Here is a 13,446-nt window from a genome sequence, read left to right on the forward strand (position 1 = left end):
TCACCTGGGTATTTCCACGTTGATGCGGCGTGTGCCGGCGGGCGGTTGCGGGAAACCGCGCAGGGCCGAGTCCAGCATGGCGGGCAGCACGGCCAGCGTGTCGCCCCAGACGCCGTCGTGCAGGGCACGTGTTTCAAAGCTGACCTGGTTGGTGCGCAAATCGCGCATCACGATGCTCAGCTCGCGCTTGAAATAAGGCGGCTCGGCAATCCCGCCGCCAATCGGAAACGACAGGCCGACCGAAGCGCCGCGGCTGCCGCCACCCACAAACACGCCGCTTCCGAAGCCAAAGCCGCCGTAGGGGCTGTAGCCATAAGGCCCACGGTCGACGATCTGGGTGTTGGCCGTGATCTGCACGCTGTAGCGCGCGGCGGGCGGGTTGAGCTCCATCCCCACCTTGGCCAGCGCGGTGCGCGCCAGGCCTTCCACATGGTCCTGCTGGCTGCCCGCGGCCTGCTGCGAGGGCAGGCGTTCAAAACGATAAGGCGTGGCCGGCGCGGGGGGCGGGCCGTTCCAGTTGTAGAAGGCGGTGACGTCGCTGTCGACCACGCGCACGGTGGAGCAGCCCGCCATCAGCATGGCCATGGCGGCGACGGAAAGAATCACTGCGAATGCGCGTTTCATAAGCTCCCCGGAGTCAGCTGTTGAAGAAAGGCTTCCTCAGCGCGAAGTGATGCCCACGACGGATAGCCCCGGCAGCGCCGGCTCGCGGAACTCCTCGGGGTCGAAGGCCTTGTCGCCGTCGGCATCGGCCACGCCGGTGGCCTTGATGGCCTTGAAGTCGTGGCGTTTGTTGTCCATCAGGTGCGAGGGCACGATGTTCTGCAGCGAGGCGAACATGTTCTCGAGCCGGCCGGGGAATTTTTTCTCCCATTCGCGCAGCATGTTGCCGACCTGCTTGCGCTGCAGGTTTTCCTGGCTGCCGCACAGCGTGCACGGGATGATCGGAAATTCGCGCACCTGGGCCCAGCGCGTGAGGTCTTTTTCAGTGACGTAGGCCATGGGGCGTATCACCACGTTCTTGCCGTCGTCGCTGACCAGCTTGGGCGGCATGCCCTTGAGCTTGGCCGCGAAGAACATGTTGAGGAAAAAAGTCTGCAGCATGTCGTCGCGGTGGTGGCCCAGCGCGACCTTGGTGCAACCGAGCTCGCCGGCCACGCGGTACAGGATGCCGCGGCGCAGGCGCGAGCACAGCGAACACAGCGTCTTGCCTTCGGGGATCACGCGCTTGACGATGCTGTAGGTGTCCTGGTTTTCGATGTGGAAGGGCACACCCAGCTTGCTCAGATACTCGGGCAGCACATGCTCGGGGAAACCGGGCTGCTTCTGGTCGAGGTTGACGGCCACCAGCTCGAAGTTGATGGGCGCGCGCTTTTGCAGCTTGAGCAGGATGTCGAGCATGGCATAGCTGTCCTTGCCGCCCGAGACGCAGACCATGACCTTGTCGCCCTCTTCAATCATGTTGAAGTCGACAATCGCGCGGCCGACTTCGCGGCACAGGCGTTTTTCGAGCTTGTGGTCTTCCCGCTCTATCTTCATGCTGTTTTGCACGCGCGTCGAGCTTTCCTGCTGCTCGTACTGCGCCACGGCTTCTTCCCAGACTGCGCTCATATCATTCGCTCCCATAGCTTCACCACTGCCCCGTCTCGATGCGAATGGCCACTTCGCAGTCGTCAAAAATTTCAAGTTTCGCGATCTTCACGCGCACGCCCAGCACGCCGGGCAGCTGCATCAACCGGTGCGCCAGCTTGCCGATCAGGCTTTCCAGCAGGTTCATGTGCTCGGCCGTGCATTCGCTGATGATGATCTGGCGCACCTTGCGGTAGTCCAGCACATGGTGGATGTCGTCGTCGTGCGGCAGCAGCGGCTGCGTGCCCAGGTTCAGCTCGGCATCGACCTGGATGGGCTGCGGCGCGGTTTTTTCATGGTCCAGAATGCCCAGGTTGGCGTCAAAACGCAAGCCGCTGAGGTTCAGGGTCTGGGTTCCGCGGGTGTTGTACATGGCGCCAGTCTGTGGTGTGTGGGTGGGGGCAAGAGGCGGTTGCGGCTTACATCAGCGAAAAATCGCGCTCGAACTTCATCAGGTGCTGGCCGCCGTCCACCAGCAGCGTGGTGCCGGTGATGGAGCGGTTTTCCAGCGCAAATTTGACCGTGGCCGCGACGTCGGCGGGCGTGGAGGAACGGCCCAGCGGCGACAGCTTGTGCCGGGCCTGGAACTGCTCGTCGCTCAGCAAATGGCTGGTCAGTGTCAGGCCTGGCGCCACGCCGATAACGCGCACCCGGGGCGCGAGCGCCAGCGCCAGCATGGTGCCGGCCGCTTCGAGCGCGGCTTTGGAGAGGGTGTAGCTGAAAAAATCGGGGTTCTGGTTCCACAGCTTCTGGTCCAGCAGGTTGACCACGGTGCCTTGGGCGCCCTGCTCACCTTCCGCGCCCTCGCCACGCGCCACGATGTGGGCGTGCAGCGCCTGCGCCAGCAGCACGGCGGCGCCGGTGTTGCTGTGCAGGTGCTTGTCCAGGGCCGCAAAACCGAAGCTGGCGGCGCTGTCCTCCTCAAAGGTGGAGGCGTTGTTGACCACCGCATCGACCCGGCCCATGCGCGCCACCACAGCCGGCAGCAGGCCGCGCACCGCGGCCTCGTCGCCCAGCTCGGCCTGGAAAGCCGCCGAGACGCCCGCCAGCCTGGCGCAGTCGGCAACGGTTGCCATGGCCTCGGCTTCGGAGGCGCGGTAATGCACCGCCACCTGCCAGCCGCCGGCCGCCAGCGCCAGCGCGATCTCGCGCCCCAGCCGCCGCGAGGCGCCGGTCACGAGGACCACGGGTGGGGAGGACGGAGTTGGGTTCATGGGCGGGCGTTGAGGCTCAAAAAGGGGGCAAAAAAGGTGGCGGGGCGCGGGCTGAAGAGGCCGTGGGGATCGCCGACAATGGCGGGTGGTGACCCCATGACCCCGACGACCGATACCCCCATTTTAACGACCGGCCTTGCTGCCCACATTGCCAAGGCCATTGAGGCCGCTGGCGGCTGGCTGGGTTTTGACGAATTCATGGCCCTGGCCCTCTACACCCCAGGCCTGGGTTATTACGCCAACGATTCACGCAAATTCGGCCTGATGCCGGGCGCCGGCAGCGATTTTGTCACCGCGCCCGAGCTCTCGCCGCGTTTTGGCCAGGCCCTGGCGCGCCAGGCGGCCCAGGCGCTTGAGGCCACCGGCACGGCCGAGGTCTGGGAATTCGGCGCGGGCTCGGGGGCGCTGGCGCAGCAGGTGCTGCAGGCGCTGGGGCCCAAGCTGGAGCGCTACACCATCGTAGATCTTTCGGGCAGCCTGCAGGCGCGCCAGCGCGAACGGCTGGCCGCCTATGGCGACAAGGTGCAGTGGGCGGCGGAACTGCCGCCCAGGATGCGCGGCGTGGTGCTGGGCAACGAGGTGCTGGACGCCATGCCGGTCAAGCTGCTGGCGCGCCTGCAGGGTGTCTGGCATGAACGCGGTGTGGTGCTGCACGGGGGCGGCTTTGCCTATGCCGACCAGCGCACGGACTTGCGGCCGCCTTTCGACGTGGAAGGTGCGCATGACTACCTCACCGAGATCCATCCCCAGGCAGAGGGTTTTGTCGCCACCCTGGCCGATCGGCTGGAGGCCGGCGCAGTTTTCCTGCTCGACTACGGCTTTCCGGAGCACGAGTACTACCATCCGCAGCGCAGCATGGGCACGGTGATGTGCCATCGCGGCCACCTGGCGGACGCCGATGCGCTGGCCGATGTGGGCGGCAAGGACATCACAGCGCATGTCAACTTCACCGGCATCGCGCTGGCCGGCCAGGAGGCCGGGCTGCAAGTGCTGGGCTACACCAGCCAGGGGCGCTTTTTGCTGAACTGCGGCCTGGTCGACGGCATGGAGGGCGCGCCGCTGGAGCAGCGCGCCATGGTGCAAAAACTGGTCGCCGAGCACGAGATGGGCGAGTTGTTCAAGGTGATCGCCTTTGGGGCCAAAGGCCGTCCGGTCTGGGAGCCTATGGGCTTTGCCGCCGGCGACCGCATGCATACGCTCTAAACTGGCCACCATGATCCGCTGGTTTATCGTCATCTTCCTGGCCCTGATGCTGATCAGCTGGTTCAGTCCGCTGCTGCAGAAGCTGGGTTTCGGCAAGCTGCCCGGGGATTTGCGTTTTCGCCTGTTCGGGCGCGAATGGTTCATCCCGCTGACCACCACCATCCTGCTGAGTTTTATCGCCAGCCTGCTTGCCAAAATTCTTTAAGGAAAACATCTCGCCATGAAAGCCTGCGTCGACCTGGGAGGTACCAAGATCGCGGTCAGCCTGATAGAAGCCGGGCAGGAGCTCAGCCTGGCCCAGGCCTCCCGGGTCCTGCAGTCCCGCCGCGTGGAGCCCACCGAAAAATCCGGCCCGACGGACGCCGTGGCACGCCAGGTGCTGCGCATGCTGGGCCAGGCCTGCGAGGCCGCCGGCATCGCCGAGCAGGACATCACGGCCGTCGGCGTGTCGTCCTGCGGCCCTTTTGTGATGGCGGGCGGCATGCTGGAGATCTCCAATCCCAATATCTGCGGCGGCATGGCCGGCCCGGCGCGCGGCCTGCCCAACGACTGGGTCAGCGTGCCGCTGGAAGCCCCGTTGCGGGCCCGTTTTGGCGAAAAGCTCCAACTGGAGAACGACGGTGTGGGCGCCCTGCAGGCCGAGCGCCGCTGGGGCGCGCTACAGGGTTACAGCCACTGCGCCTACGTGACCTGGAGCACCGGCATAGGCTTCGGCCTCTGCGTGGACGGCCGCATCCTGCGCGGCAAACACGGCAACGCCGGCCACGCGGGCCACACCTTTGTCAGCGACCACAGCGACGCGCTGTGCGGCTGCGGCAACAGGGGTGACCTCGAAGGCGTGATCGCCGGCAACGCGATCGCAAGGCGCTTCGCCGGCGCGGGCTATCCCGGCGCCTCCGCGCTTTTTAGCGCCGCACAGTCCGGCGACGCGGCCGCCCAGGCCATCGTCGACGAACTGTGCCGCGTCATGGGACGCGGCCTCTACAACATGGTCGCCACCCTGGACCTGGAACGCATCAGCCTGGGCGGCGGCGTATTCTGGAACCACCGCGAGTACCTGCTGCCCCGCCTGAGCGCAGAGATCCACGGCAAGCTGCCCGCGTTGACGGATGCGTTTGAGCTGGTGGAGGCGGGTTTGGGGGAGAGGGTTGGGGATTTTGGGGCTTTGGCGTTAGTTAGTTGAGTTGGCCGGGTCTTGCTCCGGCCTTGCGCGCTCTTCCTCCTCACCCTCCTCCTTCCTCTTCTTGGTTCAGCTGGCCGGGTCTCGCCCCGGCGGGCGAGGCACTTTTCTTTGCTTCGCCAAAGAAAAGTACCCAAAAGAAAGGCGACCCGCAGTCTGGGTCCCTCCGCTTCGCTACGGGCAACCTGCGGTGCTCGACCCAGCCAGGACGGGGCAATCGGGATCGGGAACCGAATACCGAAATACCAAGAAGACAAATACAAACAAGGACACGCCATGGCGTGTCCTTGTTGTTTTCGGTATTGGTATTTTTTCTCCCACCCCTTGTGGATGCGCCGAGGAGCGCAGGGCCAGACGGATCAGGGCAAAAACTTGTTTGAGCGAAGCGAGTTGTTTTTGACCCCGTCTGGACCGAGCACCGCAGGTTGCCCCGGAGCGAAGCGCAGGGGACGCAGGAACCAGGGTCGCCTTTTCTTTGCTTACTTTCTTTTGGCGAAGCAAAAGAAAGTGAGTTGCCGCCGGGCAACCCCGGCCAGCCGCCCTCAGCAAGAGAACCGAGGAGATAAGAATGCAGAGAGGCGCGCCCGCCGAAGCAAGACCCGGCAGAAAGCTACCCCTGACCCGAAGCCTCGGAAGCTTCAGCCTTCTTCACCACCCTCACCTCCGGCGAGAGCTGCCAGAAGATTCCCGCCGAGGCCAGCGTGATCAGCCCCATCGCGGCAAAGGTCGCCTGGAAGGCGTGCAGGGTTTGCTGCGCTTCGCCGGTGCCGAAAAAGCCCGTGAAAGCGGCCAGCACCGCGCCGGCGGCGGCCACGCCCATGCTCATGGCCAGCATCTGCACCATGGACAGCAGGCTGTTGCCGCTGCTGGCCATGGTGGTGTCGAGGTCGCGCAGGGTCACGGTGTTCATCGCGGTGAACTGCATGGAGTTGACCGCGCCGAAGCAGGCCAGCTGCATGATGTGCAGCCACAGCGGCTGGGCCGGCGTGACGAGCGCGAAACTCGCCATGGTGAAACCCACCAGCGCGGTGTTGGTCACCAGTACCCGGCGGTAGCCGTAGCGCGTGATCAGCGGCGTGGTGACGCGCTTGACCAGCATGCTGGCCACGGCGACGGGCACCATCATCATGCCGGCCTGCAGCGGCGAATAGTCGAGGCTGACCTGCAGCAGCAGCGGCACCAAAAAGGGCATGCATGAGCTGCCCAGGCGCGAGAACAGATTGCCCAGCAGGCCTATGCTGAGCGTGGGGACGGAAAACAGCTTGGGCGAAAACAGCGGGTCGGGGCGCCTGGCGGCGTGCAGCCAGTAGGCGGTGAGGCTGGCCAGGCCGAACACCAGCAGCACCAGCACACCGGCCTGCTTCAGACCCAGGCCCGACAGCCCGTCGACCGCGAGCGAGACGGCCACCATGCCGAAGGCCAGGAACAGATAACCCGGCAGGTCAAAGCGCGGCACCTGCGGCCGCGGGTTGTCCTGCATATAGAACACCGTCGCCACCGCGCCCAGCAGCCCCACCGGAATATTGATCAGGAACACCCAGTGCCAAGTGGCCACCTCGACCAGCCAGCCGCCCAGGGTGGGGCCTATCAGCGGGCCGACCAGGCCGGGTATCGCGATAAAGCTCATGGCCTGCAAAAAACGCTCGCGCGGAAAAGCGCGCAGCACGGCCAGCCGGCCCACCGGCAGCAGCAGCGCCCCGCCCATGCCCTGCACCACACGCGCCGCCACCAGCTGCACCAGGTTGCCTGACATTGCGCAGGCAATGGAGCCGATGACGAACAAGGAAATCGCGCCTACGTACACACGCCGCGTGCCGAAGCGGTCGGCGATCCAGCCCGAAGCGGGAATCAGCATGGCCATGGTGAGGGAATAAGCCACCACCACCGACTGCATGCGCAAGGGGCTTTCGCCAAAGCCGCGGGCCATGGCCGGCAGGGTGGTGTTGACGATGGTGGCGTCCAGCGTCTGCATGAAGAAGCCTATGGCCACCAGCCAGAGCAGCACACGCAATGATTTTTCTTCTGCTTGCATGGATGAGAGAGGGGAAATAGCGGACTTGGTTCACCGCCTTGAACAGAGGAAGGAAATCGCCGGGCAGCAAAAAGCCGCCTCAAGGGCGGCTTTGAAAGCGGGAGCGTTGGGGAGCGCCTCAGGCCGAGAAGCTGGAGCCGCAGCCGCAGGTGCTGGTGGCGTTGGGGTTCTTGATGACGAACTGGGCGCCTTCAAGGTCGTCCTTGTAGTCGATCTCTGCGCCCACCAGGTACTGGTAGCTCATGGCGTCGATCAGCAGGGACACACCGTTCTTGGTCATGGTGGTGTCGTCTTCGTTGGTGATTTCATCGAAGGTGAAACCATACTGGAAGCCGGAGCAGCCGCCGCCCTGCACAAACACACGCAGCTTCAGGTCGGGATTGCCTTCCTCGGCGATCAGCTCGGCCACCTTGGACGCAGCGCTGTCGGTGAAGACAAAGGGCGCGGGCATGTCGGTCTGGATATTTTCGGCTACGGCACTCATGGGGAACTCCAATTGATCATCAAGGCGAACAGCGTCCGCGATTCAGGGCTCAGGCTCTGGCGGCGCTGATGGGCAAATAGTACAGCAATTCAATCAACCATAACGCCCATGCGTGTTAGGCCGCGTCGCCCTACTTGTGAGCGCTTACTCGCCAAATTGAGCCCGTTAGCTCAGATATTGTTGGCCGCCAGCTTGAGCGTGGGTTTTTCTTCCAGCTCGGGGTGCGTGGTGGGGCGCAACTGTCCAAAGATGACGGCGCCCTGGTGCATTTCAAGCGCCTTGTAGGAAACGTCGCCCTCTATCTTGGCCTTGGGCTGCAGCTCCAGCAGCTCGGAAGCATGCACCGGCCCCATGACACGGCCGTTGATGATGACATGGTCGGCGTGGATGTAGCCGGTCACGGTGGCGGATTCGCTGATCACCAGGATGCTGGAGCCGCCTTCGGCAGCACGGATGTCGCCTATGACCTCGCCGTCTATGCGCAGGCCGTCGGTGAATTTGAGGTTGCCTTCAATACAGCTGCCCTGGGCAATCAGGCTTTTGATGGGCGGCTGTTTCTTTTTTCCAAACATACAAGATTCCTGTGCTGGGTCGGTGTGGCGGTGGGCGGGATGGCGGGGGGAATTCAAAGCTTAAAAGTCTGGGCGGATCTGACCGTTGTTCCTTCAATGACCTTAGCTGTAACAGTTTGTACCACGGCTTGGGGGGGCAAGTCGAGGACACCTTCCACACGCCGGTACTGTTTGAACTGTAAAGTTTGCGGACCTCCGGGCAAAGTCATGCTCCAGGGCTTGCCGGCCTGGGTCCCATGAACGGTCAGGTCCAGTTTCCCGTTGAAATTCGGGGCGGCTTTTTCGGCCTGGATGACCAGCACCTGCCACCTGAGCTGGGTGTCGGACAGTTTTTCGGCCTGCAGGCTGCGAATGGTGGCGACTTCGGCGCTGCCGGCCGGCAGCAGTTTTTCGAAAAAGCCGAGGTCGTCGCGCAAGCCGCGGTTGTCGGCCTCCAGTTGCCGGATCTGGCTCATCATTTTTTCCTGGGCGGCTTTTTCGGCGGTCAGCAGACTGCCCGAGGTGTTGGCAATGGACTGGGCCTTGTCGCGGTCCGCGCGCAAGTTGGCCACTTCCTGCCGCAGCAGGACCAGTTCCTCCTTGCTGCCGCTGTCCGTGCCGGTGATGCCCTTGCCGAATTCAAAGGCCCACAGCGCGATGGCGCCCGAAAATCCCAGCATCAGGGCGCCGGCGATCCAGCGCAGAGGCCAGGGGAGCGAGCTGCGCACCGACATGCGCGGGGAACTGATGGTCAGGCGGCGGCGGAACAGGCGAAATTTCAAGGAAGGCCCTGCGGTTTTCGGTTCGGGAATGCATTGTGCACGCAGACGGGGCCCGCATCGAGTATTAACCCGGCAAACCGAGGTAAGGGTTTGCATCCGGGTGTTTTGCCCGTCCACACCCTTAACGGCAAGCAGGCAGCCGAAACAGCCGAAAAAACGCATCGGCCATGAAAAAAGCCGCCTGGCGCAAACCAGGCGGCTTTTTTGGGAGCGAAGCGGATTAGCGCTTGCTGAACTGCTTGCGACGGCGGGCAGAACGGAAACCGACTTTTTTACGTTCGACTTCACGTGCATCGCGCGTCACAAAGCCGGCCTGGCTCAGGGCCGGCTTCAGCGTTGCGTCGTAATCGATCAGCGCACGGGTGATACCGTGGCGCACCGCGCCGGCCTGACCGGACTCGCCGCCGCCGTGGACGTTGACCATGATGTCAAACGTCTCGACGTGGTTCGTCAGAAACAGGGGCTGGCGGCAGATCATGATCGAGGTTTCACGACCGAAGAACACCTGGATGTCACGGTCATTGATCGTGATCTTGCCGGTGCCTTTTTTGATAAACACACGGGCGACGCTGGATTTGCGACGGCCGGTGCCATTGTTCCATTCACCAATCATCAATTGCTCCTTAGATGTCCAGCACTTTGGGCTGTTGGGCGGTATGCGGGTGCTCTGCACCACCGTACACCTTGAGTTTCTTGATCATGGCGTAGCCGAGCGGGCCCTTGGGCAGCATGCCCTTGACGGCTTTTTCCAAAGCGCGGCCGGGGTGCTTGGCTTGCATGTCGCGGAAGTTGGTGGCAGTGATGCCGCCTGGATATCCGGAATGGCGATAGTAGATCTTGTCGGTCGACTTGGCGCCGGTGACGCGCAGCTGGGCTGCGTTGATGATGACGATGAAATCACCGGTATCGACGTGAGGCGTGTAAATGGCCTTGTGTTTGCCGCGCAAACGGAGAGCAACTTCGCTGGCTACTCGTCCGAGGACCTTGTCGGTCGCGTCAATCACAAACCACTCGTGCGTCACGTCAGCGGGTTTTGCGCTGAACGTTTTCATGAGTTTTCTTTCGAAAAAATGGTTTGTCGGGTTCTTTTCTGCGGTCGGTGTTCTTCTGATGAGAACCTCTTAGGCAGTGATATCTAGCTCCGCCGCGGAACCACTAGGCGCTGCAGAGCCCTCGATTATATGAAAAATCAAGGACTTGCGTCAATATTCGGCCGTTTTTGAGGCATTTCCCCCCGGCAAGAAGGTAGGATAGGCCATGTTTTCCTATCGCCACGCCTTTCACGCAGGCAACCACGCCGACGTGCTCAAGCACACCACGCTGATCGCGTTGATGAAGTACCTGACCCAGAAGGACACGGCGCTGACCGTGATCGACACCCACGCGGGCGCGGGCCTGTACCGGCTGGACGGCGATTACACCGAAACCAGCGGCGAAGCCCAGGAAGGCATTTTCCGCCTGCTGTCCGAGCCCAAAGCGGCTCCGGCCCCCGCCAAAAAGGCACCAGCCGCTCCTAAAACCGTAGCGCCAGCGGCCTTGACGCCCCTGCTGCAGGACTATATCGACCTGCTGCGCGGCCTGAACCCGCAGTTCGCCGAAAGCGGCGACATCGCCCACCTCAAGATTTACCCGGGCTCGCCGTTTATCGAGCAGCAATTCCTCAGCGGGCGCGACAAGCTCAAGCTGTTCGAGCTGCACCCCACTGATTTCAAGTCGCTTTCCGGCAACATCGAGCAGCTGGGCGTGGGCCGCCAGGTCGCCGTGGCCCGCGAGGACGGCTTTGAAGCCCTGAAAACCTTTTTGCCGCCGCCGGCCCGCCGCGCCATGGTGCTGTGCGACCCCAGCTACGAAATGAAAAGCGACTACGGGCGCGTGGCGGCCTGCATGGCCGATGCCCTCAAGCGTTTTGCCACCGGCACCTATGTGGTCTGGTACCCCATCATTCCGCGGCCCGAAGCGCACGATTTGCCGCGCAAACTCAAAACCCTGGCCGTCAAAAGCAGCCGCAGCTGGCTGAATGCCACTTTAACGGTTAAATCGAGCAAATTAACGACAGATACAAGCGGCGAGGTCGTTCGCCCCGGGCTTCCCGCGAGCGGCATGTTTGTCATCAACCCGCCGCACACGCTCAAGGCCGGGCTGCAGGCGGCCCTGCCGCAAATGGTCGCCTTGCTGGGCCAGGACCGCAACGCGGGCTTCACGCTCGAGCACGGCGGCTGAAGCATCGCGGGAAAGCAGTCTGCGCGCGCCGCCTAGCCGGTTTGCGCCGCGCGGCGCGCATGTTTTCCTGTCTTTACCGCCGCAATGAGTTGTGGCAAGGTTGCCCGTACCCCCTGCCCCGCATTCCACCCATCTCTTTTCCCACCGGCGCTTCACGATCTTCCATGCCCGCCCAGGCCCATCCAAGCTCTTCCGCCACCACGGCCGCACCTGGCCGCGGGCGAGGCGCGGCCCAAGAAGATACCGTGGAAGCCGAAATCGAGCGCCGGGTCGCGCTGCGTACACGCGAGCTGAGCGCCTCGCTGGCGCGCTACCAGACCATGGTCGACCTGGCGACCGAAAACATCTGCGTCGGCCAGGACGGCCTGCTGCGCTTCGCCAATCCGCCCTGCCTGGCCCTGCTGGGCACGCAGGCCGAAACCATGGCCGACCGGCCCATGATCGAGTTCATCCATCCGCAAGACCGCGACTTTGTTTCCGGCAAACACAAGCTGCGCGCCGCCGGCAATGTCGTTCCGGCCTTTGAGGCGCGATTCCGGCGCGACGACGGCACCGTCTCCTGGGTGGAAATCAATGGCGTGCTGGTGGACTGGGAAGGCGCGCCGGCGGATCTTTTTTTCCTGAAGGATGTCACCGAACGCAAGAGGCTGGAAGCCCTGACCCGCTCGGCCGCCGAGCGCTACCGCGCCGTGGTGGAAAACGTCAACGACACCATCCTGGTGGTGCAAAAAGGCATAGTCCGCTTCGCCAACGCCAGCGCGCAGGCGCTGTTCGGCGGCGTGCTCATAGGCCTGCCCTCCATGCACCTGATCCATCCCGACGACCGCCTGATGGTGCAGCAGCGGCGCGAGCTCATGCAGTCGGGCACCATGGTCAATGCCTACGAGGCCCGTTTCATCACGCCGCCGCGCGAGGCCATGGCGCCCGCGCTGCGCACCGGCTGGGCCAGCATCTACGGCACGCGCATCGAATGGGACGGCGAGCCGGCCCTGCTGGTGCTGATGTCCGACATCAGCGAACGCCGCCGCCTCGACGAGGAGCTCAAAAGCGCGCTGGTGCAGCGCGAGGCCATCCTGGAGACCACCGCCGTCGGCGTCACCTTCCTAAAGGAGCGGCGCCACCAGTGGCTCAACCGCACGCTGGCCGCCATGCTGGGCTACAGCCCGGCCGAGCTGCTGGGCCAGGAAACCCGCGTGCACTACCCGAGCGACGAGGACTTTGAACGCCTGGGCGCGCTGGCCTACACGCAGATCACGCAGACCGGCCTGTTCTCGGCCGAAGCGCGCATGCGCCGCAAGAACGGCGAACTGATCTGGGTGCAGCTGGACGGCTCGGCGCTGGACCGCAGCCGGCCCGAGGACGGCTCGGTCTGGACCTATGTGGACATCACGCGCCGCAAGGAGGCCGACGAGGAAACGCGGCGCGCGCTGGTGCGCGAGCGCGAGCTGGGCGAGCTCAAGACCCGCTTCGTCTCCATGGCCTCGCACGAGTTCCGCACGCCCCTGGCCACGATTCTTTCCTCGGCCGAACTGATTGAGCACTACGGCGAAAAAATCACGCACCGCGAGCGCCAGGACATCATGGCCGACCTGGTGGTCGCAGTGAAGCGCATGCAGGGCATGCTCGAGGACATGCTGACCGTCGGCCAGGCCGATGCCGGCAAGCTCAGGCTCAACCTGCGGCCGCTGGACATCGCGGCGCTGTGCCGCAAGCTGGTGACCGAGGTGCACACCAGCGACGCCGGCCAGCACGCCATCGAATTCGAGGCGCCGGTGGGCCACGACGCGTTTTCGCAGCTGGTCATGCTCGACGAGCGGCTGGTGCGCCACATCTGCACCAACCTGCTGACCAACGCCTGCAAGTATTCGGCCCCCGGCAGCGTGGTGGTGCTGACGCTGGACCGCCGGCAAGGCCAGGAGGGTGACGAGCTGATCCTGCAGGTCGGCGACGAGGGGATAGGCATACCGGCGTCGGACCTGCCGCGCCTGTTCGAAAGCTTCCACCGGGGCTCCAACGTGGGCAACCGGCAGGGCTCCGGCCTGGGCCTGGCCATCGTGAAACATGCGGTCGACCTGCACCACGGCAAAATCGAGGTGGCGAGTACGCCAGGCGCGGGCACCCGGTTCACGGTCAGCCTGCCCATCTCCTGAG

The 13,446-nt window shown here is 64.0% G+C and carries 15 protein-coding genes; 5 read left to right on the forward strand and 10 right to left on the reverse strand.

Annotated features, from left to right (window positions below):
* From AC1D09_RS21810 to AC1D09_RS21825, 4 genes are read right to left on the reverse strand one after another with little or no spacing between them, the layout of a single operon-like run.
* Window positions 1-624: a DUF4136 domain-containing protein gene (locus AC1D09_RS21810; protein ID WP_477662404.1), complete on the reverse strand. Its 624-nt coding sequence runs from the start codon at window positions 622-624 to the stop codon at window positions 1-3.
* Between the two features lie 36 nt (window positions 625-660).
* On the reverse strand, window positions 661-1,611 hold the full coding sequence (gene ttcA / locus AC1D09_RS21815; protein ID WP_477662405.1) for a tRNA 2-thiocytidine(32) synthetase TtcA: 951 nt from the start codon (window positions 1,609-1,611) through the stop codon (window positions 661-663).
* A gap of 19 nt (window positions 1,612-1,630) precedes the next feature.
* Window positions 1,631-2,002, reverse strand: coding sequence for a dihydroneopterin aldolase (locus tag AC1D09_RS21820; protein ID WP_007867594.1), 372 nt, complete (start codon window positions 2,000-2,002; stop codon window positions 1,631-1,633).
* Between the two features lie 46 nt (window positions 2,003-2,048).
* Window positions 2,049-2,843, reverse strand: a complete 795-nt coding sequence (locus AC1D09_RS21825; RefSeq protein ID WP_477701226.1) for an SDR family oxidoreductase — start codon at window positions 2,841-2,843, stop codon at window positions 2,049-2,051.
* Between the two features lie 96 nt (window positions 2,844-2,939).
* On the opposite strand from AC1D09_RS21825, the gene AC1D09_RS21830 reads away from it, so the two are divergent.
* The 3 genes from AC1D09_RS21830 to AC1D09_RS21840 are packed head-to-tail and all read left to right on the forward strand — an operon-like array spanning window position 2,940 to window position 5,229.
* A complete protein-coding gene (locus tag AC1D09_RS21830; RefSeq protein WP_477662407.1) occupies window positions 2,940-4,046 on the forward strand; it encodes a class I SAM-dependent methyltransferase in 1,107 nt (368 codons plus the stop codon).
* A gap of 10 nt (window positions 4,047-4,056) precedes the next feature.
* Complete coding sequence (locus tag AC1D09_RS21835) at window positions 4,057-4,251, forward strand: DUF2905 domain-containing protein (RefSeq protein WP_477662408.1); 195 nt, start codon at window positions 4,057-4,059, stop codon at window positions 4,249-4,251.
* 15 nt (window positions 4,252-4,266) lie between these two features.
* On the forward strand, window positions 4,267-5,229 hold the full coding sequence (locus AC1D09_RS21840; protein ID WP_477662409.1) for an ROK family protein: 963 nt from the start codon (window positions 4,267-4,269) through the stop codon (window positions 5,227-5,229).
* Between the two features lie 607 nt (window positions 5,230-5,836).
* Here AC1D09_RS21840 and mdtD read toward each other — a convergent pair.
* The 6 genes from mdtD to rplM all read right to left on the reverse strand — a co-directional run bounded on the left by mdtD (window position 5,837) and on the right by rplM (window position 10,127).
* Window positions 5,837-7,258: a multidrug transporter subunit MdtD gene (gene mdtD / locus AC1D09_RS21845; protein WP_477662410.1), complete on the reverse strand. Its 1,422-nt coding sequence runs from the start codon at window positions 7,256-7,258 to the stop codon at window positions 5,837-5,839.
* A 118-nt stretch (window positions 7,259-7,376) separates the two neighbouring features.
* Window positions 7,377-7,742 (reverse strand): iron-sulfur cluster insertion protein ErpA, encoded by a 366-nt coding sequence (gene erpA, locus AC1D09_RS21850; protein WP_007867577.1) that lies wholly within the window; start codon window positions 7,740-7,742, stop codon window positions 7,377-7,379.
* A 170-nt stretch (window positions 7,743-7,912) separates the two neighbouring features.
* Window positions 7,913-8,314, reverse strand: coding sequence for a bactofilin family protein (locus AC1D09_RS21855; protein WP_074579766.1), 402 nt, complete (start codon window positions 8,312-8,314; stop codon window positions 7,913-7,915).
* A gap of 53 nt (window positions 8,315-8,367) precedes the next feature.
* Window positions 8,368-9,075 carry a DUF6776 family protein gene (locus AC1D09_RS21860; RefSeq protein WP_074579768.1) on the reverse strand — a complete coding sequence of 236 codons (708 nt, stop codon included), beginning with the start codon at window positions 9,073-9,075 and terminating at the stop codon, window positions 8,368-8,370.
* Window positions 9,076-9,295: 220 nt separating this feature from the next.
* A complete protein-coding gene (gene rpsI / locus AC1D09_RS21865) occupies window positions 9,296-9,688 on the reverse strand; it encodes a 30S ribosomal protein S9 (protein ID WP_007867568.1) in 393 nt (130 codons plus the stop codon).
* A 10-nt stretch (window positions 9,689-9,698) separates the two neighbouring features.
* Complete coding sequence (rplM, locus tag AC1D09_RS21870) at window positions 9,699-10,127, reverse strand: 50S ribosomal protein L13 (protein ID WP_007867557.1); 429 nt, start codon at window positions 10,125-10,127, stop codon at window positions 9,699-9,701.
* Between the two features lie 205 nt (window positions 10,128-10,332).
* Between rplM and AC1D09_RS21875 the strand changes: the two genes are divergently transcribed.
* Window positions 10,333-11,295 (forward strand): 23S rRNA (adenine(2030)-N(6))-methyltransferase RlmJ, encoded by a 963-nt coding sequence (locus AC1D09_RS21875; RefSeq protein ID WP_477662411.1) that lies wholly within the window; start codon window positions 10,333-10,335, stop codon window positions 11,293-11,295.
* Window positions 11,296-11,540: 245 nt separating this feature from the next.
* Window positions 11,541-13,445, forward strand: a complete 1,905-nt coding sequence (locus tag AC1D09_RS21880; protein ID WP_477662412.1) for a sensor histidine kinase — start codon at window positions 11,541-11,543, stop codon at window positions 13,443-13,445.
* The last annotated feature ends 1 nt before the right edge of the window (window position 13,446 follow it).

Source organism: Polaromonas sp. P1_A2 (genome assembly GCF_056406895.1).

Excerpts from the sequence above, each read along its gene's own strand:
- AC1D09_RS21820 (WP_007867594.1), bottom strand. The coding sequence starts at position 2,002 with ATGTACAACACCCGCGGAACCCAGACCCTGAACCTCAGCGGCTTGCGT.
- rpsI (WP_007867568.1), bottom strand. The coding sequence starts at position 9,688 with ATGATTGGTGAATGGAACAATGGCACCGGCCGTCGCAAATCCAGCGTC.
- AC1D09_RS21835 (WP_477662408.1), top strand. The coding sequence starts at position 4,057 with ATGATCCGCTGGTTTATCGTCATCTTCCTGGCCCTGATGCTGATCAGC.
- rplM (WP_007867557.1), bottom strand. The coding sequence starts at position 10,127 with ATGAAAACGTTCAGCGCAAAACCCGCTGACGTGACGCACGAGTGGTTT.
- ttcA (WP_477662405.1), bottom strand. The coding sequence starts at position 1,611 with ATGAGCGCAGTCTGGGAAGAAGCCGTGGCGCAGTACGAGCAGCAGGAA.
- AC1D09_RS21825 (WP_477701226.1), bottom strand. The coding sequence starts at position 2,843 with ATGAACCCAACTCCGTCCTCCCCACCCGTGGTCCTCGTGACCGGCGCC.
- erpA (WP_007867577.1), bottom strand. The coding sequence starts at position 7,742 with ATGAGTGCCGTAGCCGAAAATATCCAGACCGACATGCCCGCGCCCTTT.
- AC1D09_RS21810 (WP_477662404.1), bottom strand. The coding sequence starts at position 624 with ATGAAACGCGCATTCGCAGTGATTCTTTCCGTCGCCGCCATGGCCATG.
- AC1D09_RS21840 (WP_477662409.1), top strand. The coding sequence starts at position 4,267 with ATGAAAGCCTGCGTCGACCTGGGAGGTACCAAGATCGCGGTCAGCCTG.
- AC1D09_RS21855 (WP_074579766.1), bottom strand. The coding sequence starts at position 8,314 with ATGTTTGGAAAAAAGAAACAGCCGCCCATCAAAAGCCTGATTGCCCAG.
- AC1D09_RS21875 (WP_477662411.1), top strand. The coding sequence starts at position 10,333 with ATGTTTTCCTATCGCCACGCCTTTCACGCAGGCAACCACGCCGACGTG.
- AC1D09_RS21830 (WP_477662407.1), top strand. The coding sequence starts at position 2,940 with ATGACCCCGACGACCGATACCCCCATTTTAACGACCGGCCTTGCTGCC.
- mdtD (WP_477662410.1), bottom strand. The coding sequence starts at position 7,258 with ATGCAAGCAGAAGAAAAATCATTGCGTGTGCTGCTCTGGCTGGTGGCC.